Raw genomic sequence first — 26,507 nt, 5'->3', positions numbered from 1 at the left:
CCAGACGCCACTGCCGAGATAGAATATTACGATAACAGTTCTTTGAACATACCGTTTTTCTCTAAAAGATCGGTACTGGAGCCGCTTTCGACAAGACTGCCGTGGTTGAAGACCAGCACACGATCGAACAACTCGGCAAAACTCGGGTTAGACAGAACCCAAACGATCGCCGGCGCATATTCGTTCCGATCAAGCTCGCTCAACATGCTCCTTGCAATCTGGTCCTGGACGCGGTGGTCGAGCGCCGGCAGCGGCCGATTGCAAATAATGTAATCCGCCCGCTTCAAAAGCGCGCGACCGAGATTGAGTTTCTGTCGCTGCACGTTCGTCAGTCGCTTGCCGCCCGAGCCGACATCGAAATCGAGGCCGATCGACAAGACGCTGTCATGCATGCCCAGACGCCCGAAAACATCGTACATGATGCGATGAATCCGCTCAGGCGCATTGGCCTGCTGATGCGCGATACGGCCGAACAGAACATTATCCATCAAGGTCGCGGAAGCGGTGAAGCGCTCGGCATCGTAGCGCTCGATCACGCTGGCAAGATCCGCCGGAATGTTCTCATAGAACTTGGAACGCGCGCCGACGATCTTTTCCATGAGCATCTGCGTCAGAAGACCGAAGCGGTGACGCGGTTCGATATAGGAGAAACTGAGGCGGATGATCGCCGCGCGCTCGTCGGCCGTAGCGGCCTCGTAGCCCTTGCCGTTGAGCTTCTGCAGCAGCGCCTCGTAAGTCGGAATGTCTTCCGCCGTCATGAAGGTCAGCTGCTGGAAGAAGGGGTGATCCGGTGGCAGGTCGGTGAAGAGTTCAACGGCGTTCTCAGCAATCTCAAGGCCCATATCGTAGAGATCGGAAACAAGCCCGGTCTCGGAGAATACTTTCTGGAAATAGGGATGAGCGGCAAGCTTGCGATTGGTCATCTGCGGCCGCTTCAACGTGCCGAACACCATATTTTCGCCGACTGTCGCCTGCAAGTTATAGGCGTCGAACTGGAAGGGAACGACGAGCTCTTCGAGCTTCTCCTCATGGAGCGCCAGCCGCAATGCTTGTCGCAGTTCGACGATCCGCGATGTCAGCTCCCCGTGCGCCGCCGTATCGACATTCGAACGCAGCGCCATGTCGAAGATGTCCTGAGACATGGCTACCGTATCGAGAACGGGGCGGATGACCGAATAGATGTCGTGCGGCCCGGTAGCACCGGCCGCGGCATAGTCGACCCAATCGCTGTTGAGATCCAGCTCCGGGTTGGCAGAACGCCGAGCCTCGATCATCTGCCACTTGACCCTGCTGGCCGTCTCTTCGTCATAAGTTGGCGGGATCAGGGGCGCATGCTTCAGACCGTAGAGCAGATTGCTGCGCAGGGTGCCATGGAAGAAAAAAGTCTCCGAGGACGCATAGGCGATGCGCCGCCCGATCAACGATTCCGGCAATTCCAGTAGGTCCCGGCCATCGATGCTGACGCGGCCGGTATCTGGCCAGACCAGGCGGCCGAACGCCTCGGCAAGATATTCGCCGCCGGCACCACTCTCGCCGACGATCGCCACCCTCTCACCCGGCTGGATCTCCACCGAAACATGATCGAGCACGCGCGCGCCGCTGTCATCGACAACGGTCAGATTGGTCGCGACCAGGGAATGCGTTATGCGGCCCGCGGGTGCGTGGGAGACGACCTGAATCTTCGGATCGATCAGGTTTTCGACGCTGAACTGCTCGACCACCTGATTGTACTTGACCTGAACGTCCTGGCGCGACTGGTCCCAGTCGATCAGCTCCTTCAGGGGCCCGGGCAGATCCTTGTAGGCGTTGATTACCGCAACCAGCTGGCCGATATCCAACCGACCCTGCAACGCCAGGAAGCCGCCGATCAGGTAAAACAGGAACGGGGTGACCTGGGCCAGGAAGTTGTTGATGAATTTCACCATAAACTTCCATTGATAGAGATCGTAGCGGATCGAGAAGATAAGGCCGAGCCGCTGCGCGATGTCGGCGCGCTCCAGATTGGTGGTGTCGTTGGCGTGGATGGTGCCGATGCCTTCGACGATTTCGCCGACGCGGCCTGAAAGTTCACGCGCCGTCAACTGCCGCTGGCGGCCGAGTTCCAATAACCGCTTGCGCATGCGTGGAATGACGATCGCCTGCACGGCGACGATGGCGGCAGCGATCATGCCCAGCCAGAAATTCTGCATGATGATGAAGATGAGAGCGGTGACCGCCTGGCCGCCCAGAAGCGCTGGCTGCACGAAGGCATCGCCCGTGAAGCCGCCCATCGGCTCCACCTCGTCCTTGATCATGGTCGCGATTTCGGCAGGCTTTACCCGCTTGAAGTGCAACGGCGGGAATCGCAGCACGCGATCGATGAGTTCGAAGCGGATGCGGCGCAGCATGCGCTCTCCGAGCCGACCCTTGTAGGTATTGATATAAAGCTTGAAGAGACCGTTGAGCACGACAAGCGCCAGGAATATCAGGCTCAACGCTACCAGCATCCACATACGGGTAAGCTGCAGGCCCTGGAACACTTCGATATGCCCGATCAAAGGCGGGTCGAAAGCGATATGCATGAAGGTTTGCGTATCGCCGGGATGTTCGAAGCCCTTGCCCTGAATCGGCCCGTTGACGATCTGCTTTGGCAGATCGAAAGACAGGAAGTAAGGGATCATCGAGGCCGCGACAACCAGCAGTATCCAGATCTGCTCCAGCCGGGTGTTCGACCAAATATAACGCGCTAGGCTTTTTTCCATCGCTTATTGCAGACTTCCAAATTCAACGCTCAGCACCGGCAAGTGCCGGCACCGATGTTGCAGAGATGCGGGATAAGTTTGTTGCGGATGCGTGGCCCCATGGTGAAAAGGGACGCCGCCCGGTCTTTCGTCCACGCCCCCTCCCGATTCATTGATTTTTCAATTTATATCACAACATTGCTGAAATCGAGGGGGACAAACGACAGGGCGCGGTCACGAGCGCAGCACTTCATTTCTCACGCGATACCTTGAATTATGGCGGAGGTTTTTGCAGCGCCGTTAAGGTCGATATCGGGGCTGCGCGGCTTGGGCCGCGACAGCGCCGTCTCGATTGCCTCGACGAGCAATTTCGTCGTCAATCCCGCTTCGGGCAGGGCAAGCGCCAGGCCCAGCTTCTCCAGGCGCTCGGCTCGGACCGACTGCTCGGTCTCTCCGCCGGTGGTGAAGGGAACCAGGATGGAGCGGCAGCCCGCTACCAGAAGATCGCCGACCGTATTATAGCCGGCCTGCGAGATCGACAGCTCCGCGCCTCTTAGAAGAGAAGTGAAGTCCTTGCGGAAACGGATGAGTTCGACATTGCCGGGCGCGTACCCAGCGAGATCGGCGAAATCCCGCTCCGGCAGGTTGGGCCCTGTCACCAGCAGCCAACGCCGGTCGACTGCCACCCGGCTTGCCGCCTCGAGCGAGGCGCGAATAAGGTCGCGGCCGACGGCACCCCCACCCGCGGAAACGACGATGTCGAATATCTCTGCCGGTTCAGCCGGCAGCATCGGGGCTACGAGGCCCGTATAGGCGATCTTGTCGGCTATGGCTTCGGTTAGCGGAAAGGTCTCCTCCAGCCGAACGAAATGAGGATCGCCGTGGACGAGAACGCCGTCGAAGTGGTCGCGAAGCAGCGCCACCGTCTCCTCGTCGCGCCCGGGCTTTTTCTGCTGCTGCAGAATATCCCGCACCGATGTATAGAGCCTCGGCTTCGGATCGGCCTTGGCGATGGCATCGAGCAGCGGCAGCAGTTCGAAGCGCATCTGCCTGCGACCGAAGGGGAAGGCCTCGATGATGACGACGTCCGGGGCAGCCTGCTTGAAGGCATCGAGCAACAGATCACGCCGCCTCGATAGAAACGTCTCGTCGACGGCGTTGCCGGATTGGTCTGCAAGGCCCGAAAAGCCGGCACTGCTGGCAACGACCGGCGGCAGCGTCACGGATGTCACATCTTGACCGGGAAAGCCGTTGACCGGAACGCCACCGGTGACGACGGTCACCTGGCAGCCATCCCTAGCCATGGCGCTGGCGATACGGCTGGCCCTCGCCAGATGGCCGATGCCAAGCAGATGCTGGACGTAGAAGAACACGCGCGGAGAAGGGGAATGCGCGGCCGTCATGCGGATTTCCGCCATTGGTCTTCCTTTTGCCACTGCTCTTCGAACAGCCCGGTCAATTGCCGAATGCTGGCATGATAGTCGAAATGCTCGCGCACCCGCCTTTCCGCCGCTTCCCCGAGCCTGTGGCGCAGCGCCGGATCGCGGATCGCAAGCTCCAATGTCGCGGCAAGGGCCTGTGGATTCTCCGGTGGAACGACGAGGCCATTCTCGCCGTCTTCCAGCAACTCGGGAACGCCGGAAATATTGGTGGAGAGGCAGACGAGGCGCTGGCTGGATGCCTCGACCAGCACATTCGGCAAGCCGTCCCGATCGCCGTCGGCCGCCACGCGGCATGCCAGCGCGAAGACATCCGCCTGCCGATAATGCGCGAGCACATCCTCCTGCGCCAAGGCGCCCTTCCAGGTGATGCGGTCGGTTATGCCAAGCGTTTCGGCGAGCGCCTTCAGTTTCGCCAGCCCGTCGCCACCGCCAATATGGGTGAAACGCCAGTTGAGATCACCGGGCAACAGCGCCAGCGCCTTCAGCAGCACGTCATAGCCCTTCTTCTCCACAGCCCGACCAACGCTGAGAACCAAGGCAGGGTCTGAGACCTCAGAACCATCGCGCGCCGAATGTTCGCCGGCAAAGGGACCGAAGCGATCAAGGTCCAGGCCGTGATAGCTCAGATGGACATTATCGCGCATATCGGTCAGATCCCGCATATGGTCGAAGCCGGTGCGCGTGCAGGTGACCGTCCAGCGAGCCCGGCCGAGCTTTTCCGAAAGCTCCCAGTCCGGCGATGTCCAGATGTCCTTGGCGTGGGCCGAACAGGTCCAGGGAATGCCGGTCATGATGCTGGCATAGGCGGTAACAGAGGCCGGCGTGTGGATGAAATGCGCATGCAGCCACTCGCCGTTGTCGGGCCACTCATGCGCCAGCACCAATGCCTGGCCGAAGCGACGAAAGCGGTTGGGGGTGATATCCCGTTTGAGATCCGCCCAGAACTGCTTCAAGAGCGGCTTGAAGCCGGGCTTGCCCATGCCGGCGAAGAAAGCACGCAGCACCCTGAGCGGTTCGTTGTGCAGATATTCCGGCAGATAGACCACGCGCGCCTTGATCTCGTCATGGACGGGATGACGCTTCTTGTCCGTCGGCTTTCGCATCGAAATCAGCGTCAGGTCGAAGCCCGCCCTTTCCAGGCCGAGCAGCTCCTGCGCGATGAAGGTCTCCGACAGGCGAGGGTAGCCCTTGAGGACCACCAGTATTTTTTTCCGCATCGACAGGTTCCGATGGTCTATTCGGCAACGATCGATAGCGGCGTATAGCGCTCGCGATCATCGAACCATTCGCCGACGGTGCGCGAAATATGCACCAGCCCTTCCAGGCGCATGATGCTGCTGCTCGCCGACGGCGGCGCGCGGGTCGGCAAGCGCTTCAAGGCGGCGGCAAGCTGCTTGGGATCCGCAGACTCCTCCGGCAGCAGCATGTCGACGAGACCGAGCTCGCTTGCCCGCTGAGCGCGGATCAGCTGCTCCTCGCGCGGACGCGTGCGCGGAATGATCAGCGCCGGCTTGTCGAAGGACAGGATCTCGCAATAGGTGTTGTAGCCACCCATGGCGACGACGGCCTTGGCGCCGGCGATCAGCTCTTCCATCTTGTTGTCGAACTCGATTACCTGCAGACAGGCGATCTTACCTGCACGTTCCAGCAGCTGATTGCGCTCCTTGGCAGGCATATAGGGCCCAAGGACGATCAGCGTCCTGTGCGTGAGCGAGCTGTCCTGCTCAAAGGCGCTGATGACATCATCGACCAGATCGGCGCCATCGCCGCCGCCACCGGTCGTCACCAGGATATAGTCCTCATCAGGCACGTGTTCCGACTTCGTCCCCAGCGATGAAACGCTACGCTGCAGAAAGCCAACGAACTCCATCTTCCGGCGCACGCCCGCCGGCACGTCGAGACCGACGAGCGGGTCGTGAAAGTCCGGCGGGCCGTAAACCCACACTCGGTCGTAGTACTGATCTATCTTCTGCAGGACGTTGTTCTTCTTCCACTCCGCCTCCAGCAGGTGCGGGGCGTCCATGACGTCGCGCATGCCCAAAACGAGCGTCGTGCCGCGTGCCTTAAGATAGGTCAATGTCTCCTCGACCTCGCCCTTGAGCCCCATCGGCTCCTTGTCGACGATGAAGACATCGGGCTGAAAGGTCTCCGCCGTATGGCGGATGATCGATTGCCGCATCTTCAGCGTCTCCTGCAGAGCGACGTGACTTGCCATCGACGTATACTCGCCGTCCCGCAGCTTGATGACGCTCGGTACCTTGACGAAATCGACGCGCGACCGATAGTCGAAAGCACCGGCGATCGTCGCGCCGGAGATAATCAGCACGTTCAGCCCGCGATAGTCCTCCACAAGGGCATGCGCGATGGTCCGGCATCGTCTGAGATGACCAAGACCGAACGTGTCGTGGCTATACATGAGGATTCGAGCATCTTCTAAGCGCCGCTTCATGGGCAAAACCTCTAGGGGATTAAAGTCATGTACGCGGCTTGTCAGCAAACAACAACCGCGGCCGCTCCTTGAATTGCAATCCTGTCTTGGCCTTGCACCCTGCTATTTGTAGGGATCGGCGGCATCGCGCAAGCCGTCTCCTAAAAAGTTGAACGCCAGAATGACCAAAATTACCGGAACCATGGGGAAAAGAAGCCATGGATAGAAGGCAATCACGCTGACGCTCCGAGCCTCAGTCAAAAGAATCCCCCAGCTGGTGATCGGAGGGCGAAGGCCCAGCCCCAGGAAGCTCAGTGCCGTTTCGCCGAGAATCATGCTTGGAACGGAAATGGTCGCGGTGGCAATCAGATGCGACATGAACCCGGGCACGAGGTGGCGACCGATGATGCGCCGGGTGGGTGCACCCATCAACTGCGCGGCCAGCACATAGTCTTCCTCGCGCAACGATAGAAGCTTGGAGCGCACGGCGCGCGCAAGCCCTGTCCAGTCGAGAATGCCAAGGATGATGGTGATGCCGAAGTAGATGAGGATCGGGCTCCAGCTCACCGGCATGATCGCGGCAAGCGCCATCCAGAGCGGCAGGCTCGGCAGTGATTGAAGGATTTCGATCACCCGCTGCACCAGCAGATCGAACAGACCGCCATGATAACCGGCCAAGCCGCCGATGATGATACCGAGCACGAAACTGACGGAGATGCCGATCAGCCCGATCGTTAAGGAGATGCGCGCGCCATAGATGATGCGCGACAACACGTCGCGACCCAGCCGGTCGGTCCCAAGCAGATACATCTGTCCACCGACGGCCGGGCAAACCAGATGAAAGTTCGAATCCACCAGCCCCCAGAAGCGGTAGGCATCGCCGCGACAGAAGAAGCGGATCGGCTGCACGTCGGCGGGATTCTCGGTGTAGTTCCGGCGCAGCGTATCGATATCGAGCGCCATCTTGCGACCATAGACGAATGGACCGACGAACTCGCCTTTATTGAAGAGGTGGATCGCCTGCGGTGGCGAATGGATATAATCGACGTTTCGCGTGTGAAGCCCATAGGGCGCGAGGAATTCCGCAATCACGATCATGCCGTAGAACAGCAGCAGGAAAATACCTGATGCAAGTGCAAGCTTGTGCTTCTTGAACTTCCACCACATGAGACGCTTCTGCGAGGCCAGATAATAGCGCGTCTGGCCGGCGGACATGGCTTCGAACTGGTCCGGATCGAAATCCGCCTTCGAGACATAATGTTCGAGGGGCGCCCCGGGGCGCGGCAGGGGTGCGGTCACTTTGTGCTCCTGCCTTGCAAGCGGATGCGCGGATCGAGAAAGCCGAGGGCGATATCGGAGATCAGCACCCCGATAACGTTGAGGAAGGCCAGAAACATCAGGAAGGAGCCGGCAAGATACATGTCCTGGCTCTGCAATGCCCTGATCAGCATCGGACCCGTCGTTTCAAGCGACAGAACAATGGCGGTGATTTCCGCGCCCGAGATGATCGACGGCAGGATCGAACCGATATCGGCGACGAAGAAGTTCAACGCCATGCGCAGCGGATATTTCACCAGCGCCCTCAAAGGATGCAGACCCTTGGCGCGCGCGGTGATGACATATTGCTTCTGCATCTCGTCAAGCAGGTTGGCGCGAAGACGGCGGATCATGCCGGCCGTCCCGGCCGTGCCGACGATGATGACCGGAATCCAGAGATGCGAGAGGATCGAGCGCGCCTTTTCCCAGCTCATCGGCTGCGACAGATATTTCTGATCCATCAGATGGCCGATGGACACACCGAACCAGACATTGGCGAAATACATCAGGATCAGCGCCAGCATGAAATTCGGAATGGCGATGCCGAGCAGCCCGAGGAAGGTGAGGCCGTAGTCGCCCCAGCTGTACTGATGGGTGGCGGAATAGATGCCGATCGGGAAGGCGATCAGCCACGTCAGAAGGATCGTCGTCATCGACACGAGGATGGTCAGCCACAACCGGTCGCCGACCACATCCGATACCGGCAGCTGATATTCGAAGGAATAGCCGAAATTGCCATGCAGCATGCCGGCGACCCAACGGACATATTGCACCGCGATCGGCCGGTCGAGCCCGTATTCGTGGCGGAGATCCTCTATTTCCTGCAGGTTTGCAGTTTCGCCCTGAGCGCGCAGCTCGGCAATCTGGCTTTCGAAGAAATCGCCCGGCGGCAACTGGATGATGGTAAAAACCAGCATCGAGATCACGAGCAATGTCGGGATCATCACCGCGATACGCCAGATAATATACTTAAGCATTGGGTCGATCCTCCTTCATCCAGAAGGTATCCGGCATGTAGACGCCGAGATAACAGGTTGGATCGAAACCATAGAGCGCTTTTTCGGGCACATTTTGCATGCGCGCCGAATGCACGATCGGCTGGAGCGTGGCATTGATCAGGCCGATGGAGAAAACCTGATCGCTATAGATCGCCAGCATCTGGTGCCAGATCTCGGCGCGCTCGAAGGAGGAGGCTGCCGTTTCCCATTCGCCAAGCAGTTTGACCAATTTTGCTGCTTCCGCCACGTCGGGCGCCGCCCCCTGGGTCTGACGCGACAGATAGTACATGCCCCAGAGCGGCCATTGCATCTGGTCGTCCATGGTCGGTGCGAGTTCGCCGGGATTCATGTCGGCCGTGGGCACGCCATTGTCGAGGCCGTACCAAAGCGACATCAGAATCCGGCCGCCCATGGCGCGGCTGCGAAAGATATCGCGCTGCGACACGCGGGTATAAAGCGCGATGCCGACCTTGCGCCAATGATCGGTGACCAGCTCCAGAACGTCGGAATCCAGCGTGCTTTCACCGGGCGTCTCCACGGTGATCTCCATTCGCCGGCCGTCCGGCAAAAAGCGCGTGCCATCCTCGTCACGCTTGTCGAGACCAGCCGCATCGAGCAACGCATTGGCCTGATCCGGATCATGGGAGATCCAGGCCGAGGCATATTCCGGTTTGTAGAGGGGGCTGTCCGGCAGAATAGTGTCGGCGCTTTCTGTCCCGAGGCCATAGAAGACAGCCATGTTGATCTCATGGCGATCGATCGCCAGCGACAGCGCCCGGCGCACTCTCACGTCGCGCAGAACATCCCGCCAGACCGGATCGGCGCTGTTCAGGTTCGGAAACAGCGCAACACGCGAACCGCGCGCCATTTTCCATAGATTGACCTTGATCGGATAACGCTTCTCCGCATCCTTCAGGAAGGTATAGTCGTTGAAGTCGATCCCGGTCGCCTGCAGATCGCTTTCACCAGCACCGGTCTTGGCGGCAATGATTGCCGACGAGCTGATGTTCAGGATGAAACGGTCGATATAGGGCAACTGCCGGCCGTTTTCATCGACGCGGTGGAAATAGGGATTGCGCTCGAAGACGAACTGCTCGGCCGGCGGCGGCGTCGTGTTTCGCCAAGGGTCCAGCACCGGCAGATTGGGATTCTCGGGCCGATAGGCCCGGCCCATCTTGATATGGAGATCCTGCCATTTCTTCACCCGGTTTTCCTGTATCAGCGAGGAAAGACGAATGCTGTCCTGATATTTCTTGTGGAACTGCTTCAGATAATGGCCGGGGCCGAGAATGACGAGAGGCTGCGGCGCGGCCAGACTCGGCAGGAAATCCGGATTGGGATCGTCCCAGGAATAGCGTACCGTCAGCTCGTCGAGCACCTCGAAACGCGGCAGGTTGCCGTGCGGGCGCAATTCCAGAGCGCCGCCGCCGGGCGTCAGCTGCTTGTTGAGGATGACATCTTCCCACCAATAGCGGAAATCGTTCGACGTCAGGGGATGGCCGTCAGACCATTTGTGCCCGTCACGCAGCTTGAAGGTGAAGACCGTATCGTTGACCGCGGAAAAGGACTCGAGAATATCCGGCTGGAGCGACAGGGTGCGGTCATACCCGACAAGACGGGCATAGCCATAGATCGTCATGAAGCGGATATCGTTCTGGCTGCCGATAATGGTGCGCACGGAACCGCCATAGCGGCCCGGCGTACCACCCATGGCGGCGACGCTGACAATGCGCGGAAATTTCGGCAGGCGCTTGGCAAGATGCGGCATCTGGCCGGCCCTCAGCCAATCGGCGAGATAATCCGGCTCGTTGTCGACATCCGCCGCCATAAGAGGCTGCGGCAGTACGGTAGAGGCCAATAGGCCAAGGAAGGTTCGACGAGTTACCACGTGCGCAACTCCTGAACGTCGACGCCGCGGCGAGCGCGAACGAAATGGCCGCCGCCGAGATCCGCATAGGCAAGCTCCCCATCCGTCCCCTCCGAGAATTGCGGCCCCCATTTTTGTCTGGCGGCCGGACCCTCGCTGTTCAGGGCGGAGAAATTGAGCGGCCGGTCGAGATCGGGGAATGGGACGGCCGCAAGCAGCGAGCGGGTGTAGGGATGGACGGGTTCGCGGAGGATGATTTCGCGCGGCGCGATTTCGACGATGCGACCTCGCGCCATGACCGCGATGCGATCGGCCATATAGTCGACCACGGCGAGATTGTGCGAGATGAACAGATAGGTAAGCCCAAGTCCCCGTTGCAAATCCTTGAGAAGATTGAGGATCTGCGCCTGCACCGAAACGTCGAGCGCCGAAACGGGCTCATCCAGGATTAGGAGTTGCGGCCCAAGAGCCAGGGCGCGTGCGATGCCGATACGCTGGCGCTGTCCCCCGGAAAAGCTGTGGGGATAACGGCTCAGATAATGCTTATCGAGCCCGATCGCCTGCATCAACGCCTTGACCTTCTCCTTGCGGTCGGCGCTGTCGCCATGCCCGTGGATCTCCAAGGGTTCGCTCAAAATATTGCGGATCGTCATGCGCGGCGAAAGAGACGAAACCGGATCCTGGAAAACCATCTGTATCTTTGTGCGCAGGTCCATCAGCGCATCGCCCTTGGCGGCGAGCACATCGATCTGGCTGTCGCCACCGTTGAAGCTGACCGATCCGCTGTCTGCTGTGACGGCCCGCATGAGGATCTTGCTCACCGTCGTCTTGCCGCAGCCGCTCTCGCCGACAAGGCCCAGACACTCGCCGCGGCGGATATCGAAACTGACGTCATCAACAGCGCGGAACTTCGTGCCATCCCGCCGGCTGAACAGCCCGCCGGCCTTCGTGCCATAGGTCTTGGTCAGATTGCGCACGCTGAGCAGGATCTCGGGTGCTGCCTTGCCGGCCGTGCTCGAACCGCCGCTGATGAGCTTCTTCTTGCCGGAGAAGGTGCCAAGATTGACGGGGACGTCCCGCAGGGATTTCAGCCGTTCGCCTGGCTTCATGTCGAAATGCGGCACTGCTGCCATCAAAGCCTTCAGATAGCGATGCTGCGGCTGGCGGAAGATCGTCTCGACAGGCCCTGCCTCCATGATCTCGCCGTGATAGATGACGACCACCTCGTCGGCCATGTTGGCAACGACGCCGAGATCATGGGTGATCAAAAGCATCGCCATGTTGAAGGTCTGCTGAAGATTGCGCAGCAGGCCGAGGATCTGCGCCTGGATGGTGACGTCCAACGCCGTCGTCGGCTCGTCGGCAATCAGCAGGGCCGGATTGCAGATCAGCGCCATGGCGATCATCGCACGCTGACGCATGCCGCCCGAGAGCTCGAAAGGATAGCGATCGAAGGTGTGGAAGGGATCCTGGAAGCCGACAAGGCTCAGCATTTCCTCGGTCTTCTCGCGCTGCTCGGCCCAGCTGATTCCTGGGGTGTGGATGCGAAGCGCTTCGCTGATCTGGTTGCCGACGGTATGCAGCGGCGACAGCGAGGTCATCGGCTCCTGAAAGATAGTGGCCATGCGCGCGCCGCGCAGCTTGCGCATCGCAATGCCATCGCGCGGTAGCGGAAGGAGATCGGTGGTCTGGCGGTCGAGCGGATCGGTAAAGAGAATGCGGCCGGTTGCCTGCGCCGCATTCGGGAGGATTCCCATGATCGATTGACTGATGATCGACTTGCCGGAGCCGGATTCGCCGACCAAGGCCGTGACCTTGCCGGGAAGCACCCTCAGATTGGCATTTTTGACGACACGCAGTTTGTCCCCATAAAGCGAGAACGAGACGTCGAGGTTCTCAATACGCAGCAGATCAGTCTCAGACGCCATACCAAATTGCTTCCCGCTCACATGACCTTTGTGGCCTTATACGGCACACTAACGTAGGCCATAACGGGTGTCTAGCTGGTCAAAGTGCTGGCGAGACTGTTAAAAAACTGTCGTGTTTCCAGTGATGTATCGGCTTGTGCTGACCTAGCCAGCCGCGGAGATCATGGAGCGAGCTTTTCGACTTGAAGACGGCTTTCGAACTTCTTGGCATCCCTGTGCAGCAGAATGACCTGCTCGGCCTCGGACAAGGCATCGATTGCCGCATCATGGAAGATCTCCGTCGTGCCGTTGGCAATGGTGCTGGCCTTCGGGGAAACGACGGTGAAGCGCTGGCGCACGCCTCTTAGCTTCTCTTCGCCGAGCGTGCCCCATTCGCTGCCGGTGTAGCCGGAGAATGCCTGGCTCGCGACCACTTCGGTCCCATATTTCTTGGTGAGGGACTGCAACCGTTCCACTTCGTTGACGGCGGCACCGAAGGCCGAGAAGGTGAGGCGATCCTTCAGCCCGACATTGCCGAACATAACGTTGCCGACATGCAGGCCGATGCCATAGCGCACTTCGCTCAGGCTGCGAGCCTGACGATCCTTGTTCAGCGCGGCAACGCGGCGCTGGGCCTCGAACACCGCCGACAGCGCCGCCTCGCAGGCGACTTTGGACGGATCCTTATGCCGTCCGCAGGGATAGACGGCGAGAAATCCATCGCCGAGAAAGCTCAGGATTTCGCCGCCGTTGCGGTTGAACGGCGCTGCAATGGCATCGAAGAATTCGTTCAGCGTATCGATATAGGCCTGCCGCCCTTCCTTTTCGGCATAGACGGTCGATTGCCGCATGTCCCCCATGACCAGCGCTGCACGGATCGTCTCGCCGTCGCCGCGGCGGATCTGGCCGTTGAGCACGCGTTTGCCGGCATCGCCGCCGAGATAGGTGGTCAGCATGTTGTTGGCGAGCTTACCGAGAACCGCCATCTTGGCGGCCATGGCAAGATGGTTCTGCATGCGCATCAGCGCGCCGATCATCTCTTCGCTGAAGCCGCCGACGCTGTCTGTCGACCAGGACCCCATCATGCCCTGGACCGAGCCGGCGCCGAAGGTCTGCACGAAGGCCAGGTAGTCCGTCACCTTCTCCTTGCGCAGGTCCTCGAAAACCGGAAACTCCAGAGGACCGTCGGTGTCGATCCGGCGGCGCAGGTGCAGGAGACCGTTGGACAGAAGATAGTAATAGGGGCTCTGCATGAAGCGTTCCGGCTTGTCGTTCACATGCCGGTAACCCTCGATCGTCAATCCGCCGGCCCGACGCCAGGTGAAGCCAAGCGCGTCATAGAGGGGATGCAACATCGAAAAGGTCAGATGCACGCGCGCGACCGGAAGGCCGGAAGCCGCCATGCGCTCGCAGAAACCGCGAACGATGCTCTCCAGATTCTCGCCCGTCAGCGCCGCCTGGGTCAACCATTCAGCAACCTTGTCGAGAAGAATATCGGAAACAGTAGAATGAACGGTCATTTTTTCCGCGGCCTATCCTTGCGATTCCCAATGCTCCGCCCCGGCAATACGCCGGACGCCATATACTGCGGGCTGATCGCCAGCAGCAACACCGGCCCATCGGCTGAGGTCGGATGAAATAATTATGCGACAGACGACGGCGCTCTCCCCCAGAAACTCTGGATAGCGCCGGCGCCATAAAAGATTTGGCTGCACTTTTTCCCTCGCGCCAGACGCATAAAGGTGCAGCAGAAGACAGCCGGCAAAACTACCGACTCTCGTTTTGTTCCCCTTCAGATAGGGCGAAAATGCGGCTCAAACAATGGGCGAGACCGACATGGGCCGATAAAATCACTGTCGCGCTGACATGCTCGGCATGCAAACGCGGCAGCAGGACCTGCTATCGCCGCGCGCGGCCGGAATCATTCGCCGGCTGCAAGTTCGGATGGTTGCTTGCCTCGCAACGCCATGGCCGCCATTGCATAGCCGCCACTGGCGCCATCGATGAAATGCATATGATCACGCATCAGCGGCGTTGGCACGAAGCAGGTCATCAGAGCACTGTCCTGGCGATGCAGCCCGTAGCGGCAGATGCCTTCGGCCTCGGCTTGACGCAGACGCGCCTCGATGCGCGAGAGCTGCGCCGCATCGACATCGATGGTCATCTTCAGGCCATCGTCAAACTTACGAAAATCGGAGTTCGCGGCGAGATCGCGCCTGTAGACCTTGGCGTCAAAAGTCGCCACACGGAGCCCGAACTTGTCGAGGATGTAAACGGCAACGATCTGCAGGGCAACAGCAATCTTGCGGCGCCAGCGATCGGCGGGCGCAGCCGAGGCACGCGCCTCGATGTCGGCACCGTCGAAGATCAGCGACGGCGTCGGTCCCTCGACCGGCACGGGATGGGCGTCACGGCTTTGCTCTCTGGAAATGGCGATGATATCTGCGACGAGCTGCTGGAATTTCGCGCTGTTGCCGCTATTGCCGGGGACCGCGATGATCGAAACGATCTCGCCATTATGGGCCTTGATCGGATTCCAACGACAGGACAGGCCTGTGAGGTCCGGTCGCGCCTCCGCTGCTGCCGCCTCGACGATGAAATTTCCCGCCTTCATCTGCCTTTCCGCCCAGCTCGTGCCGCCACCGAAGAACATGGCGTAGGAGACATACTCGCTCGGATTGAAACGAGCGACCATAACGTCCAGCCCCTCGCCACGAACGGCCGACATGGGTACGAGCGCCGTGCGCAGATCGAGCTGCAACTCTTCCTTGACCCACGCCCGCACCGCTGCAAGCGCCTGCCGCACCCGCGCTTCTCCCGATGGCGGTATGGCGACCAAGGCGCCATCGCCACCGAAAACGAAGGGATAGTCGCCCTTGTCCAACGCGTTGAGCACAGCGGAAATCACGCTGGCGCCGGCCATGTTGACGGATTTGTAGTGACCGGAGGCAATGGCCTTGGTCGAGCTGACGATATCCGCGACCGCCAGCAACCAGCCATCCGGAAGGGGACGGTAGTTGGCGCTGTCGGTAACGCCCTCGAAACGAGTGAAACCCGTCAATTTATGAAAGAAATCATCGTTGGATGGTTCGGCCATGACGGTTCCCCCTTTCACGAGCGCCGCGACAATCTATCCCTACAGCAAACACGCCGAAAAGCCAGTCGACGGTCGACGCGGCAATGCTGGCCGTGCTACGTCGACTAGGTAAGAGGCACCCAAAAGCCAAGGATAAGACAGATACGATGAGCCGCCTGGATAGTTTCATTCGCCGCCTGAGTGCGCAACGCGACATCCTCAATGCCGTTGCCGACGAGGTCAGAGCGCTCGATGGTCCAGTGCTGGAACTGGGCCTCGGCAATGGCCGCACCTTCGACCATCTTCGCGAGCTTTTCCCCGATCGCCGCATCATCGCCTTCGACCGGGCGATCAACGCCTACGGCCCGTCCATGCCGACGGCCAGCGACCTCATCCTGGGTGAAATCAAGGATACTGCCACGGATTTCATCGGCGCAGGCGCCTCGCTTGCCCATGCCGATATCGGCACCGGCTACGAAGACAAGGATGCTGTGACGTTGACATGGCTGCCCCAGACCATGGCCGGCGTGCTTGTCTCAGGCGGGCTTGCGGTCAGCGGCCTGCCCCTCGACCACTCCGATCTCGAAGCGCTGCCCCTGCCCGACAGTGTCAAGGAAGGACGCTATTTCATCTATCGGCGCAAATAGCTTCAACGCAAAAAGAGAACATCGAACTGGTCGCCTTCGGTCGGCAGATCGACCACCTTCATGGCTTGCTCGCGGTCTTCGAAGAAGGCCAGGCACTCGCTATAGTGACCGGCCAGGTCCGCAATGAAGGCCTTGGTCTGGTCCTTGCCGTAGAAAGCCGGCGTGAATTCCATATAAAGCGGCACCTTGCGGGCCATTAGTGCCTGCATCGATCGGCAGGCGACGGGCTCGTAGCCTTCGATATCCATCCAGATCAACCCGACATCGGTGGGGTCGGCTTCGGTCTGCGCAAGAATATCGGCGACCGGACGGACGGGAACCGAAATCTTCTCGTCGCTCGCGCTTTGGCGCAAGGCGCTGCTTTTGCCATGGTTCTTGTGGTTCAGATAGAAGTCGAGCTGCCCGCCGCGGTCACCGGCGGCGCAATTGACCGCAGTCACCATCTCCTGAAAGCCGTTGTCGGCGATATTGGCGGACAACAGGCGAAAATTGCGCGGATCGGGCTCGACGGTGACGATGCGGCCGTAGGCACCGCTGAGGGCAAAATAGCAGGTCTGCGTGCCGATATTGCCGCCAAGCTCCAACAGGACCTTTCCTTTGTGCAAAAGGCCGCGCTCGCGCAGCACGCTCAGCAGCCGGTCGACATGATCGCGCTCGAAATGCCCTTTGCGAAAGACCTTGCGGCCAATGTAGTCGGCCGGCGAAAAACTTAAGACATGATCGCCGCAGTCCACCGTCATCGTCTTGACGCGCGGGCCAAGCGCACTGATGAGGATATCTCGGCCAAGGCGCGTGTCGAAGAGGCGCGTGGCGATCGCATCGCGCTTCTTGCGAAAGGCGCGCCGCCAGTATTTTCTCGTGAGGATATTGTGGTCGAACATGGGTGCAATCCCTACACCACGGCTTTCCCGTTGCAAACCGGGGCGTCGAGCAGCGCGACGCTGCCGGTGAGGCGGCTCGAAAAATCAGGCAAAGCGGCTGCTCGCTTCTTTCGAAACGATATAGACCCGCAAAGGCTCGCCGCGGCCGCGAACGGCAATCTCACGGCTTTCGACGCCTGTGATATCGACCTCGGAGAGCTGGGCCACCGGCTCCGAAAAGACCAGCGTGCTGTTGAATTCCTTGGCAACGCTTTCGAGGCGGCTGGCGACATTGACCGTATCGCCGATCGCCGTCACGTTCTTCACACTGCCATATCCCATTGAGCCAACCACCGCCGAACCGGCGTGGATGCCGATGGCGATCTCCAGCGGCGCGGCCAACTCATCCGCCAGCTCCGCGCTGAGCTTGTCGATTTCCCGAACGATCGCCGCCGCCGCTTTCAAAGCCTGACGGTTCGCTTCCTTCGGTGTCGTACGCAGGCCGAACAGAGCCATGGCACCGTCGCCGATGAACTTGTCCATCCGGCCGCCATTCTCCTCGATGATGCGACCGACGATGGCGAAATAGCGGTTGAGCAGGAAGACGATGTCGAAGGGAAGGCGCGCTTCCGTCAGCGCGGTGAAATGGCGCAGATCGCAGAAGAACACGACGATCTCGCGCTCGCGGCCCGGGCTGGCGGTTTGGCTGTAGACCGGCATCGTCGCTTCGGCCATCGGCGTCAGAAGCGGCACGACGCTGACGTTTCCGGTCGGGCGCAACTGGCAGGCGAGACGGATATCCGGAGTGGCGCCGATGCGGTTCAGCGTCTTCTGCTCCAGTGCCTCCGGCGGCGGCAGATTTTCGGCGCCCTCGATGATCTGCACGCGGCAGGTGGAGCATTGGCCCTTACCGCCGCAAACGGAATAATGCGGAATGCCGCCGAGGCGGCTCGCCTCGAGCACGCTGAAACCACGCGGCGCATGCACGACCTCGCCGCCCGCATAGCGGATGGCGACCTGATATTGCCGCTCGCGCAATCTGCGGTGAGCGCGAAAACCGAAGAGACTGACGATCGACAGGCTGAAGGCACCGTAGAATGCGGCGCGGTAAGGCCACAGGGCATCGGCCATCTGGCTGCCCGGTACGGAGCCCTTCTCGCCAAAGCTTCGCATGTCGCTGTAATAGCCGCCAGCATAACCGCGCTCGTCCTCCTCGGCTGCTTCATACGCTACGGTCTTGCCCATCGCCGCGAAGCCAAGCAGGGCGAGAACCGGAAGAACGATGGCGAAGGACAAGAGGACGGGGCCGACCGCCGTATACCAGGGGCGATAACGCAGCCAGAAATGAACGCCGATACAACCATGAACCCAGACGATGATCAGCAGGAATGACTGGCGCAGGCCATTGGCGGGCGCTGTCAGCCATAGGCTGTGGACTATCGCCTTATACGTATCGTGATAGCCGTAAACATCATGCACGATACGCGTGGCAACGATGTGATCGATCAAAAGGAGCGGCACCAGCAGACCTGTGACGATCTGAAACGCTTCGCCAGCCGGCATGACGAGCGTGCGACGCCGATAAAGAAGCCTCAGCACAAGCAGGATGTGCACCAGCAGCGCACCGTAGAGAAGCACGGTTCCGACCGGATTGCGCCAGACGGTCATGAACCAATGCTGTGCACGCTCGGCGGTGCCGAGAGAAATCAACCCGAGGGAGTGATTGGCCAGATGCATGATCACGAAAGTAAAAACGATCAAGCCGGAGCCAAGGCGGAACTTTCGCACGAGACGGTCGGAAATGATTGGCTTTCTTGCCTCGATAGTCATCAAACCCAATGTATATTATCCGTTCACAACAGAAGCGAAAGCGGTTATCGCCTATCATCTAGCTGCAGCGCCGCATGCTGTCGAGGATGCGGCTTTTTGAAGCAGGGATTTTATTGTCACGCAACCGGTCGGAATTCGGGCAATCCTCTCACAATTCAGGCTTTTACCATCACTTAATCGTCAACCCCTACCGGCACCATGAAGATCGCATTCTACGCCCCGTTGAAATCACCCGACCACCCGGTGCCCTCGGGCGACAGGTTGATGGCGCGACAGATCATGACAGTTCTCAGGATGGCGGGACACCAGGTCGATGTCGCCTCCGAACTGCGCAGCTTCACCCCGACCCCGGAAGCGGGATTGCGTGCGGAGATCGCCCGACAGGCCGAGGGCGAGGTGACGCGATTGCTCGGCCGATCACACAGCGAATCGCCGCCCGATCTCTGGTTTACCTATCACCCCTATTACAAGACGCCCGATCTCATCGGCCCGCCGGTCTCCCGGCAACTCGGCATCCCCTACGTCACCGCCGAAGCCTCCTATTCCCGACGCCATAACGACAACGGCTGGGGCGAAAACCAGCGTCTGATCGCCGATGCCGTGCGGTCGGCGGCCGTCAATCTGTGCTTCACCGAGCGGGATCGGATCGGCCTCGTCGACGCAATACCGGATGGCAGATACGAACGCTTTCTGCCCTTCATCGATGCAACGCTTTTCGGGTCGCCCACGGGCGCCTCTGCCTCCAACAGGCTGATCACCGTTGCAATGCTGCGGCGCGGCGACAAATTCGACAGCTACGTCATGCTGGCCGAGGCGCTCAAACTGATCCGCGATCATGACTGGACACTGACCGTCATCGGCGACGGGCCGATGCGTGCGGAAGTACGGGCACTGTTTTCCGCCTTCGACGGAGACCGCATAACGTGGCTCGGAGAGCGCTCGACACCGGAGATCGCGGCGGAGCTTGCGACTGCCGGGATCTACGTCTGGCCCGGCTGCAACGAAGCCTATGGCCTGGCTTATCTCGAAGCGCAGGCGGCCGGGCTGCCCGTGATCGCGCAGGCAACGGCGGGCGTGCCGGAAGTGGTGATGGACGGCATTACCGGGCTGCTGACACCGGCGGGCGACCTGAAGGCCTATGCCGATGCCATCGCACAGCTTCTGAACGACGAGGAGCACCGGCGGATCATGGCAGAGGCAGCGCATGGATTCGTTCACAGGGAACGCTCTTTGAGCGCAGCGGCAAAGCGGCTTGAAATCATTCTTCGAAAGCATCTGGGAGATACCTATTATGAGCGATAGAGCCGATTGGCAGCCCTTGCGCGACGAGTTGCGGCGTTGGACCGCTGCCGGGCGAAAGGCGAGACTCTGGTTCCGCGACGACGACGCCATCGAACCGACCCCCGCACTTGACCGGCTGCTGTCGCTTTCGGATCGTTTCGACGTGCCGATGGCATTGGCCGTCATCCCGGGGCCGACCGGAGAGCCGCTGGCGGAACGCCTGGCGAGCCAGGGCCGTGTCACCGTCACCGTGCACGGCTGGACGCACCAGAACTATGCGCCGGATGAAACCAAGAAACAGGAGCTCGGCCTGCATCGCCCGCAGGCGATCGTGCTCGACGAACTGCATCGCGGCTTCGACAAGCTGAAGGCGCTCTATCCCTCGCAGTTTCTCCCCATGCTGGTGCCGCCGTGGAACCGTATCGACGACGCGCTGCTGCCGGAGCTTGGCCCCTTCGGCTATCGCGCGGTGTCTGTCTTCGGATTGGCAAAGCAGGCGCCGATCACCCTGGTCAACACCCATATCGACATCATGAATTGGCACGGCGTGCGCGGCGGCCTCCCGCATGCCGGATTGATCGGACGCCTGGTAGAAGAACTGAAGAACCGCTTCGACGGCAATGACGAGCCGATTGGCGTGATGACGCACCATCTGGTGCATGACAACGTCGCCTGGGGGTTCGTCGAGGCGCTGTTCGAGGAAACGGCCGGCCACGCCGCCATCGAGTGGCGGCCGGTCGGCAATTTCTTAAGTTAGCGGCTCCGCCCCGAACGAAGCCGCTGCAACGGCGCCTTAGAGCTGCAGCGATTGTCCGTCGAAAGCGGCGAAGGCGCCTGGAAAGCTCTTCTGCGCGTCGCGCTGCATCTCGTCCAGCTCGCGATCCGCGCGCGCCGGTGCATGATGAAACAGGGCCAGTCGTTTGACACCGGCCTTCTTGGCGAGCTTGACGCCTTCCTGCCAGGTAGAGTGCCCGAAGCCTAGATGCTTCGGCATCTCCGCTTCCGTATAGGTCGTGTCATAGATCGCGAGATCGGCATCGGCCATCAGGGATAGCGCGGCCTCGTCGAGATACCCGTTATGGTGCTCGGTATCGTAGACCATGGCGATGACGCGACCGGACCATTCGATGCGGTAACCGATGCAACCGCCGGGATGGTTCAGCCGGACCGTATGGATGACGATGCCCGGATGAGGCTTCAGCGTATCGCCAGCGGCGAAATCGCGAAAATTCATCGCGGCGCGACAGATGTCGGGTTCGACCGGGAACCAGGGCGGCCGCATGAACTGGCCGATCAGTTGCCGCGTCGTCGTCTTGCCGGCCAGATGGCCCGACCAAAGATCGACGCTCACCCTCGGATCATAGATCGCATTGAAGAAGGGCAGGCCGATAATGTGGTCGTAATGCGAATGGGTGAAAAAGAGATCGATGTTGCGGACCCCTTCTTTTGCAAGCGACACCGCCGCTTCGCGTAACCCGGTGCCGGCGTCGAATAGGATATGCCTGCCGTCATGCCGCAACTCGATGCAGGATGTATTCCCGCCGTAACGCTCAAATTCCGGTCCAGATACGGGTATACTCCCCCGCACGCCCCAGAATTTCAGCTCGAAACTATCGTTGTTCATGGAAGTTTTTACACCATTCCCCTTTCCGTCAAAAAAAGCACACTTTTGCTATCGTGCGAAGCCAGCAATTTCCAAAAGTCGTGCGCTGGTAAAAAACTGGATCCCATCGTTCGGTCGATGCAGATCATCTGGCGAATATTCGCCAACGGATCGCACAGACCTAATATAGGTATGTCATGACAAAATAGATAAGACCCGTTACTTGCATATCGGTGCGGCGTCCTGGCAGGTATCGGTTCGCGATGGAGCGCGAGAGCTCGCAAGGGACTTTCGTCCTCCTTGCCATCCTTACAGCGTGGCAGCCGACCGTGCCGCCTGCTCATAGTAGCCAGACAGCGCCCTGAGATGCGAGGCGATATCGGAAAGGCCATCCTGCGACAGGCCGGAGACCTTGGTGGCCTCCACCAACAGACGCTCGCGGATTTCGGTGTAACGCGCCAAGGCGTCCAGGCCCTTATCGGTTACCCGGATGGTCTTTTCCTTGCCGACCTTGCCGCTCTTGACGAGACCGGCCGCCTCCAGCTTCTTGATGGCGTAGTTGGCGACATGGGTGTCTTCGATATCGAGCACAAGACACAGATCAGCGAGCGTCTTCGGCCTGTCACGGTGCCGCACGGAATGAATGATCAGGATCTCGACCGGCGAAAGGCCAGGGATGCCGGCGGCCGCCATGCAACGCACCAGCCACCGATTGAACGCATGGGAAAACAGGATCGATCCGTATTCGAGCTCGGACAAGGCAGGCGAACTGCCGTCTGCAAGATGCGCCGATGATACGATTAGTTCACGCGGTCTACTCTTTTCCTCAGACGTCACCAGAAAACTCCTTCCGATCCGGATCAAGGCACTACAGACTTGGCAACGCGTCTATTCGTCCCGCTTTCCATAGCCGCCGCCCGTGGGAGTAACGACGGTGAACGCTTCGCCGGCCTCGAGCACCGTATGGGCCGAGCCGATCAGTTCCTCGACCGTACCGTTATTGCGCCTGACATAGTTGCGCCCGGTCTGGCCCGGCTCGCCCCCCTTTATGCCGAAGGGCGCTACGCGGCGATGGCCTGAGAGCACGGCGAATTCCAGCTTTTCGCGGGTGCGGATGGTGCGCTGCGTGCCGTTGCCGGAATTCCACTTGCCTCGCCCACCCGAGTTGGGGCGGATGTGAAAGTCCTCGAGCACCACCGGAAAGCGCGTCTCGAGAATCTCGGGATCGGTAAGACGCGAATTGGTCATATGCGTGTGCACCGCGTCGGCACCATTGAAGCCGGGGCCGGCCGGCGCGCCGGAGCAGATCGTCTCGTAATACTGATAGGCATCGTTGCCAAAGGTGAGGTTGTTCATGGTGCCCTGAGCGGCCGCAAGCGCCTCGACGGCGCCGAACAGGCAGTTGGTGACGGCCTGGCTCACCTCGACATTGCCGGCGACGACGGCAGCCGGATATTTCGGCGTCAGCATCGTGCCTTCGGGAATGACGATCCGGATCGGCCTGAGGCAACCGGCATTCATCGGGATATCGGCTTCGACCAGAACGCGGAAGACATAGAGCACGGCAGCCCGCGTCACCGGCTGCGGGGCGTTGAAATTATCGGCGCGCTGCGCAGACGTGCCGGTGAAATCCACCGTCGCCTCGCGCTTGTCCTTGTCGATCGAGATCTTGACGACGATCTTGCAGCCCTGATCCATCTCATAGCTGAATTCACCATCCGGAAGGCGGTCGAGAACGCGTCGCACGCTTTCGGCGGCGTTGTCCTGGACATGCCCCATATAGGCATCGACAACCTCTTCGCCGAAGTGGACGATCATCTTCTTGAGCTCGGCGACGCCCTTCTCGTTGGCGGCAACCTGGGCCTTCAGATCGTTGACGTTCTGGGCGAGCGTGCGCACAGGATAGCGCGCGCCCGTGAGAAGCTTCGCCAGCTCCTCCTCGCAGAACCGCCCCCGATCGAGCAGTTTGAAATTGTCGATGTAGACGCCCTCTTCCTCGATATGGGTCGCGAGCGGCGACATCGAACCCGGCGAAATACCGCCGATATCGGCGTGATGGCCGCGGCTGGCGACCCAGAAGCGGATCCGCTTGCCGGCATCGTCGAAGACGGGCGTGCAGACGGTGAGATCAGGCAGATGCGTGCCGCCATTATAGGGCGCATTGATCAGGAAGACGTCGCCCGGATGGATAACGGGGTTTTCACGGATCGCGGTTGCGACCGACGCATCCATGGAGCCCAGATGCACGGGCATATGCGGCGCATTGGCGACGAGATTGCCTTCGGCGTCGAAGACGGCACAGGAGAAATCCAGCCGTTCCTTGATATTGACGGAATAGGCGGTGTTCTGCAGCGTCATGCCCATCTGCTCGGCGATCGACATGAAAAGATTGTTGAAGATCTCCAGCATCACCGGATCGGCCTTGGTGCCGATGGCGCTGCGCTCCGGCAGGGCCTTGATGCGCTTGAGGACGATATGATCTTTGGCAGTCAGCTGCGCCTGCCAGCCATCCTCGATAACGATCGTCTGGTTCGGCTCGATGATGATGGCCGGGCCGGTGACAGTCTGGCCGGGCACGATCGCCTGGCGCAGCACGACTGCGGCATCATGGCTTGCGCTGCCGGAATAGAAGATCGCGCGCCTTGCCGCTTCTGCTTCACCTGTGCCAGTCTCGTTGCGCTGGACCGCGATATCGGCGGCAGCACCGCCGATGGTCTCGATCTCCACTGCCTCGACGACCAACGGCTTGCCCTCGGCAACGAAGCCGAAGCGGCGCTTGTGCAGTGTCTCGAACTCGCGGCGCAGGCGCGCGGGATCATCGATTTCGGGAAATGTCGTTTCGACAGCCAGTATGGTGTCGGTACCGGCGTAACGGATATGGGCGCGCTGGACCGTCTTGATTTCGTTTGCGGGGACACCCTGCGCTTCGAGCTCGGGCACGCATTCCCCACGCAGTTCGCTACCAAGTGCGGCGATGGCTGCGGGTGCTGCCTCATCAAGGGGAACGCCGAGCGCCTTCTGGCGCGTTGCCCGGATGTCGGCAAGCCCCATGCCATAGGCGGACAGAAGGCCGGACATCGGATGCAGGAGAATGCTCTTCATGCCGAGCGCATCGGCAACCAGGCAGGCATGCTGTCCGCCGGCGCCACCAAAGCAGTTGAGGGCATAACGCGTCACATCATAACCGCGCTGCACTGAGATCTTCTTGATCGCTTCGACCATGTTGGCAACGGCGATGCGAATAAAGCCGTCGGCGACATCTTGCGGGCTGCGGCCATCGCCGATCCGGGCGGCAAGCTCGGCGAACTTGCCGCGCACCGTATCGACATCGAGCGGCTGATCCTGATTGGGGCCGAAGATCGACGGGAAGAACTCCGGCAACAGCTTGCCAGCCATGACATTGGCGTCGGTCACCGCCAGCGGCCCGCCGTTGCGATAGCAGGCAGGCCCCGGAAAGGCGCCTGCCGAATCCGGACCGACGCGGAAGCGGTCGCCATCGAAATGCAGGATCGAACCGCCGCCGGCGGCCACCGTATGGATCAGCATCATCGGCGCACGCACGCGCACGCCGGCCACTTCCGTTTCGAAGGCGCGTTCATATTCGCCGTCGAAATGGGCGACATCCGTCGAGGTGCCACCCATGTCGAAGCCGATGACGTTGGTAAATCCGGCCTGCTCGCCGGTTTTCGCAAGGCCGACGACACCGCCGGCCGGGCCGGACAGAATAGCGTCCTTGCCCTGGAACATATCGGCTGCCGTCAAACCGCCGGATGACATCATGAACATGACGCGCGCGCCGGTGCGCGCGATATCGAGCTCGTCGCAGACCTGGCCGATATAGCGTCCGAGCACCGGCGACAGATAGGCATCGATAACGGCTGTGTCACCCCGGCCGACAAGCTTGATCAGCGGCGACACTTCGTGGCTGACGGAAACCTGGTCGAAGCCGATAGACCGAGCGATCCGAGCAACCGCCGCCTCATGCGCGGGAAATTTGTAGGCATGCATGAAGACGATCGCGAGCGAGCGGTAACCCCTAGCAAGAAGCTCACGCAACGCCGCTTCCGCCGCCTTCTCATCAAGAACCAGTTCGACCGTGCCGTCGGCCAGCACACGCTCCTCGATCTCGACGACCTCTTCGTAAAGCGCTTCCGGCTTGACGATCTCGGTCGCGAAAATCTTCTTGCGCTCCTGATAGCCGATGCGCAGCGCGTCACGAAAACCCTTCGTCGTCACGAGAGCCAGGCGCTCGCCCTTGCGTTCGAGAAGCGCGTTGGTGGCAACCGTGGTGCCCATGCGCACTTCGCCGATCGTATCGGCGGGGATCGGATCGCCCTTTCCAAGACCGAGATGCAGGCGAATGCCGTGAACGGCGGCGTCGCGATAAGCATCGGGATTTTCCGACAGAACCTTGCGGGCATGGAGAACACCAGATGGGTCGCGCCCGACGACGTCGGTAAAGGTGCCGCCGCGATCGATCCAGAAATCCCAACGACCCGAAATGTTCTCCGACAAATCCGCCTCCAGCAGA

The 26,507-nt window shown here is 60.4% G+C and carries 18 protein-coding genes; 3 read left to right on the top strand and 15 right to left on the bottom strand.

The window, feature by feature from the left end:
• Window positions 1-26: 26 nt before the first annotated feature.
• The 10 genes from FHT29_RS06500 to FHT29_RS06455 all read right to left on the bottom strand — a co-directional run bounded on the left by FHT29_RS06500 (window position 27) and on the right by FHT29_RS06455 (window position 15,776).
• Window positions 27-2,741, bottom strand: a complete 2,715-nt coding sequence (locus tag FHT29_RS06500; RefSeq protein ID WP_037192801.1) for an ABC transporter ATP-binding protein — start codon at window positions 2,739-2,741, stop codon at window positions 27-29.
• A gap of 236 nt (window positions 2,742-2,977) precedes the next feature.
• The gene (locus FHT29_RS06495) at window positions 2,978-4,138 is read right to left on the bottom strand and encodes a glycosyltransferase (RefSeq protein WP_245297464.1); all 1,161 of its coding nucleotides are present in this window, start codon (window positions 4,136-4,138) and stop codon (window positions 2,978-2,980) included.
• Window positions 4,120-5,385 (bottom strand): glycosyltransferase family 4 protein, encoded by a 1,266-nt coding sequence (locus FHT29_RS06490; RefSeq protein WP_174157172.1) that lies wholly within the window; start codon window positions 5,383-5,385, stop codon window positions 4,120-4,122. The genes FHT29_RS06495 and FHT29_RS06490 overlap by 19 nt, the downstream gene beginning before the upstream one ends.
• 11 nt (window positions 5,386-5,396) lie before the next feature.
• The gene (locus tag FHT29_RS06485) at window positions 5,397-6,611 is read right to left on the bottom strand and encodes a glycosyltransferase family protein (protein WP_037192805.1); all 1,215 of its coding nucleotides are present in this window, start codon (window positions 6,609-6,611) and stop codon (window positions 5,397-5,399) included.
• Between the two features lie 102 nt (window positions 6,612-6,713).
• Window positions 6,714-7,889 carry an ABC transporter permease gene (locus FHT29_RS06480; protein ID WP_047554442.1) on the bottom strand — a complete coding sequence of 392 codons (1,176 nt, stop codon included), beginning with the start codon at window positions 7,887-7,889 and terminating at the stop codon, window positions 6,714-6,716.
• Complete coding sequence (locus tag FHT29_RS06475; RefSeq protein WP_037192811.1) at window positions 7,886-8,884, bottom strand: ABC transporter permease; 999 nt, start codon at window positions 8,882-8,884, stop codon at window positions 7,886-7,888. Before FHT29_RS06475 ends, FHT29_RS06480 begins: the two co-directional genes overlap by 4 nt.
• Window positions 8,877-10,793 carry an ABC transporter substrate-binding protein gene (locus tag FHT29_RS06470; protein ID WP_037192813.1) on the bottom strand — a complete coding sequence of 639 codons (1,917 nt, stop codon included), beginning with the start codon at window positions 10,791-10,793 and terminating at the stop codon, window positions 8,877-8,879. Before FHT29_RS06470 ends, FHT29_RS06475 begins: the two co-directional genes overlap by 8 nt.
• Window positions 10,787-12,700 (bottom strand): ABC transporter ATP-binding protein, encoded by a 1,914-nt coding sequence (locus FHT29_RS06465; protein WP_168599395.1) that lies wholly within the window; start codon window positions 12,698-12,700, stop codon window positions 10,787-10,789. Before FHT29_RS06465 ends, FHT29_RS06470 begins: the two co-directional genes overlap by 7 nt.
• A 161-nt stretch (window positions 12,701-12,861) precedes the next feature.
• Entirely contained in the window at window positions 12,862-14,199 is a 1,338-nt protein-coding gene (locus tag FHT29_RS06460) for an adenylate/guanylate cyclase domain-containing protein (protein WP_047554436.1), read from the bottom strand.
• A 401-nt stretch (window positions 14,200-14,600) separates the two neighbouring features.
• Window positions 14,601-15,776 carry a DUF3095 domain-containing protein gene (locus FHT29_RS06455; RefSeq protein WP_037192821.1) on the bottom strand — a complete coding sequence of 392 codons (1,176 nt, stop codon included), beginning with the start codon at window positions 15,774-15,776 and terminating at the stop codon, window positions 14,601-14,603.
• Between the two features lie 146 nt (window positions 15,777-15,922).
• Here FHT29_RS06455 and FHT29_RS06450 point away from each other — a divergent pair, with 146 nt between their 5' ends.
• A complete protein-coding gene (locus tag FHT29_RS06450; RefSeq protein ID WP_037192824.1) occupies window positions 15,923-16,402 on the top strand; it encodes a class I SAM-dependent methyltransferase in 480 nt (159 codons plus the stop codon).
• 2 nt (window positions 16,403-16,404) lie between these two features.
• Here FHT29_RS06450 and FHT29_RS06445 read toward each other — a convergent pair whose 3' ends face one another.
• The gene (locus tag FHT29_RS06445) at window positions 16,405-17,283 is read right to left on the bottom strand and encodes an FkbM family methyltransferase (RefSeq protein WP_168599394.1); all 879 of its coding nucleotides are present in this window, start codon (window positions 17,281-17,283) and stop codon (window positions 16,405-16,407) included.
• 84 nt (window positions 17,284-17,367) lie between these two features.
• The gene (locus tag FHT29_RS06440) at window positions 17,368-19,092 is read right to left on the bottom strand and encodes an adenylate/guanylate cyclase domain-containing protein (protein ID WP_168599560.1); all 1,725 of its coding nucleotides are present in this window, start codon (window positions 19,090-19,092) and stop codon (window positions 17,368-17,370) included.
• Between the two features lie 198 nt (window positions 19,093-19,290).
• On the opposite strand from FHT29_RS06440, the gene FHT29_RS06435 reads away from it, so the two are divergent.
• Entirely contained in the window at window positions 19,291-20,394 is a 1,104-nt protein-coding gene (locus FHT29_RS06435) for a glycosyltransferase family 4 protein (RefSeq protein ID WP_168599393.1), read from the top strand.
• A complete protein-coding gene (locus FHT29_RS06430) occupies window positions 20,384-21,130 on the top strand; it encodes a polysaccharide deacetylase family protein (RefSeq protein WP_047554426.1) in 747 nt (248 codons plus the stop codon). The genes FHT29_RS06435 and FHT29_RS06430 overlap by 11 nt, the downstream gene beginning before the upstream one ends.
• A gap of 36 nt (window positions 21,131-21,166) precedes the next feature.
• Here the strand turns inward: FHT29_RS06430 and FHT29_RS06425 are convergent, their stop codons facing one another.
• From FHT29_RS06425 to FHT29_RS06415, 3 genes are all read right to left on the bottom strand, one after another.
• Entirely contained in the window at window positions 21,167-21,997 is an 831-nt protein-coding gene (locus FHT29_RS06425) for an MBL fold metallo-hydrolase (protein WP_037192838.1), read from the bottom strand.
• A 288-nt stretch (window positions 21,998-22,285) separates the two neighbouring features.
• Complete coding sequence (locus FHT29_RS06420; RefSeq protein WP_037192840.1) at window positions 22,286-22,813, bottom strand: winged helix DNA-binding protein; 528 nt, start codon at window positions 22,811-22,813, stop codon at window positions 22,286-22,288.
• A 51-nt stretch (window positions 22,814-22,864) separates the two neighbouring features.
• Window positions 22,865-26,491: a hydantoinase B/oxoprolinase family protein gene (locus tag FHT29_RS06415; RefSeq protein WP_168599392.1), complete on the bottom strand. Its 3,627-nt coding sequence runs from the start codon at window positions 26,489-26,491 to the stop codon at window positions 22,865-22,867.
• Window positions 26,492-26,507: the final 16 nt, after the last annotated feature.

It is taken from the genome of Rhizobium sp. SG741 (assembly GCF_012275435.1).
Classification (GTDB): Bacteria; Pseudomonadota; Alphaproteobacteria; order Rhizobiales; family Rhizobiaceae; genus Rhizobium; species Rhizobium lusitanum.
This window is presented reverse-complemented; position numbering and strand designations above follow the sequence as displayed.

What these genes read in the sequence shown, in the direction of transcription:
- FHT29_RS06500 (WP_037192801.1), bottom strand. Translation starts at nt 2,741, where the DNA reads ATGGAAAAAAGCCTAGCGCGTTATATTTGGTCGAACACCCGGCTGGAG.
- FHT29_RS06495 (WP_245297464.1), bottom strand. Translation starts at nt 4,138, where the DNA reads ATGGCGGAAATCCGCATGACGGCCGCGCATTCCCCTTCTCCGCGCGTG.
- FHT29_RS06485 (WP_037192805.1), bottom strand. Translation starts at nt 6,611, where the DNA reads ATGAAGCGGCGCTTAGAAGATGCTCGAATCCTCATGTATAGCCACGAC.
- FHT29_RS06475 (WP_037192811.1), bottom strand. Translation starts at nt 8,884, where the DNA reads ATGCTTAAGTATATTATCTGGCGTATCGCGGTGATGATCCCGACATTG.
- FHT29_RS06465 (WP_168599395.1), bottom strand. Translation starts at nt 12,700, where the DNA reads ATGGCGTCTGAGACTGATCTGCTGCGTATTGAGAACCTCGACGTCTCG.
- FHT29_RS06460 (WP_047554436.1), bottom strand. Translation starts at nt 14,199, where the DNA reads ATGACCGTTCATTCTACTGTTTCCGATATTCTTCTCGACAAGGTTGCT.
- FHT29_RS06455 (WP_037192821.1), bottom strand. Translation starts at nt 15,776, where the DNA reads ATGGCCGAACCATCCAACGATGATTTCTTTCATAAATTGACGGGTTTC.
- FHT29_RS06450 (WP_037192824.1), top strand. Translation starts at nt 15,923, where the DNA reads ATGAGCCGCCTGGATAGTTTCATTCGCCGCCTGAGTGCGCAACGCGAC.
- FHT29_RS06445 (WP_168599394.1), bottom strand. Translation starts at nt 17,283, where the DNA reads ATGTTCGACCACAATATCCTCACGAGAAAATACTGGCGGCGCGCCTTT.
- FHT29_RS06440 (WP_168599560.1), bottom strand. Translation starts at nt 19,092, where the DNA reads ATGACTATCGAGGCAAGAAAGCCAATCATTTCCGACCGTCTCGTGCGA.
- FHT29_RS06435 (WP_168599393.1), top strand. Translation starts at nt 19,291, where the DNA reads ATGAAGATCGCATTCTACGCCCCGTTGAAATCACCCGACCACCCGGTG.
- FHT29_RS06430 (WP_047554426.1), top strand. Translation starts at nt 20,384, where the DNA reads ATGAGCGATAGAGCCGATTGGCAGCCCTTGCGCGACGAGTTGCGGCGT.
- FHT29_RS06425 (WP_037192838.1), bottom strand. Translation starts at nt 21,997, where the DNA reads ATGAACAACGATAGTTTCGAGCTGAAATTCTGGGGCGTGCGGGGGAGT.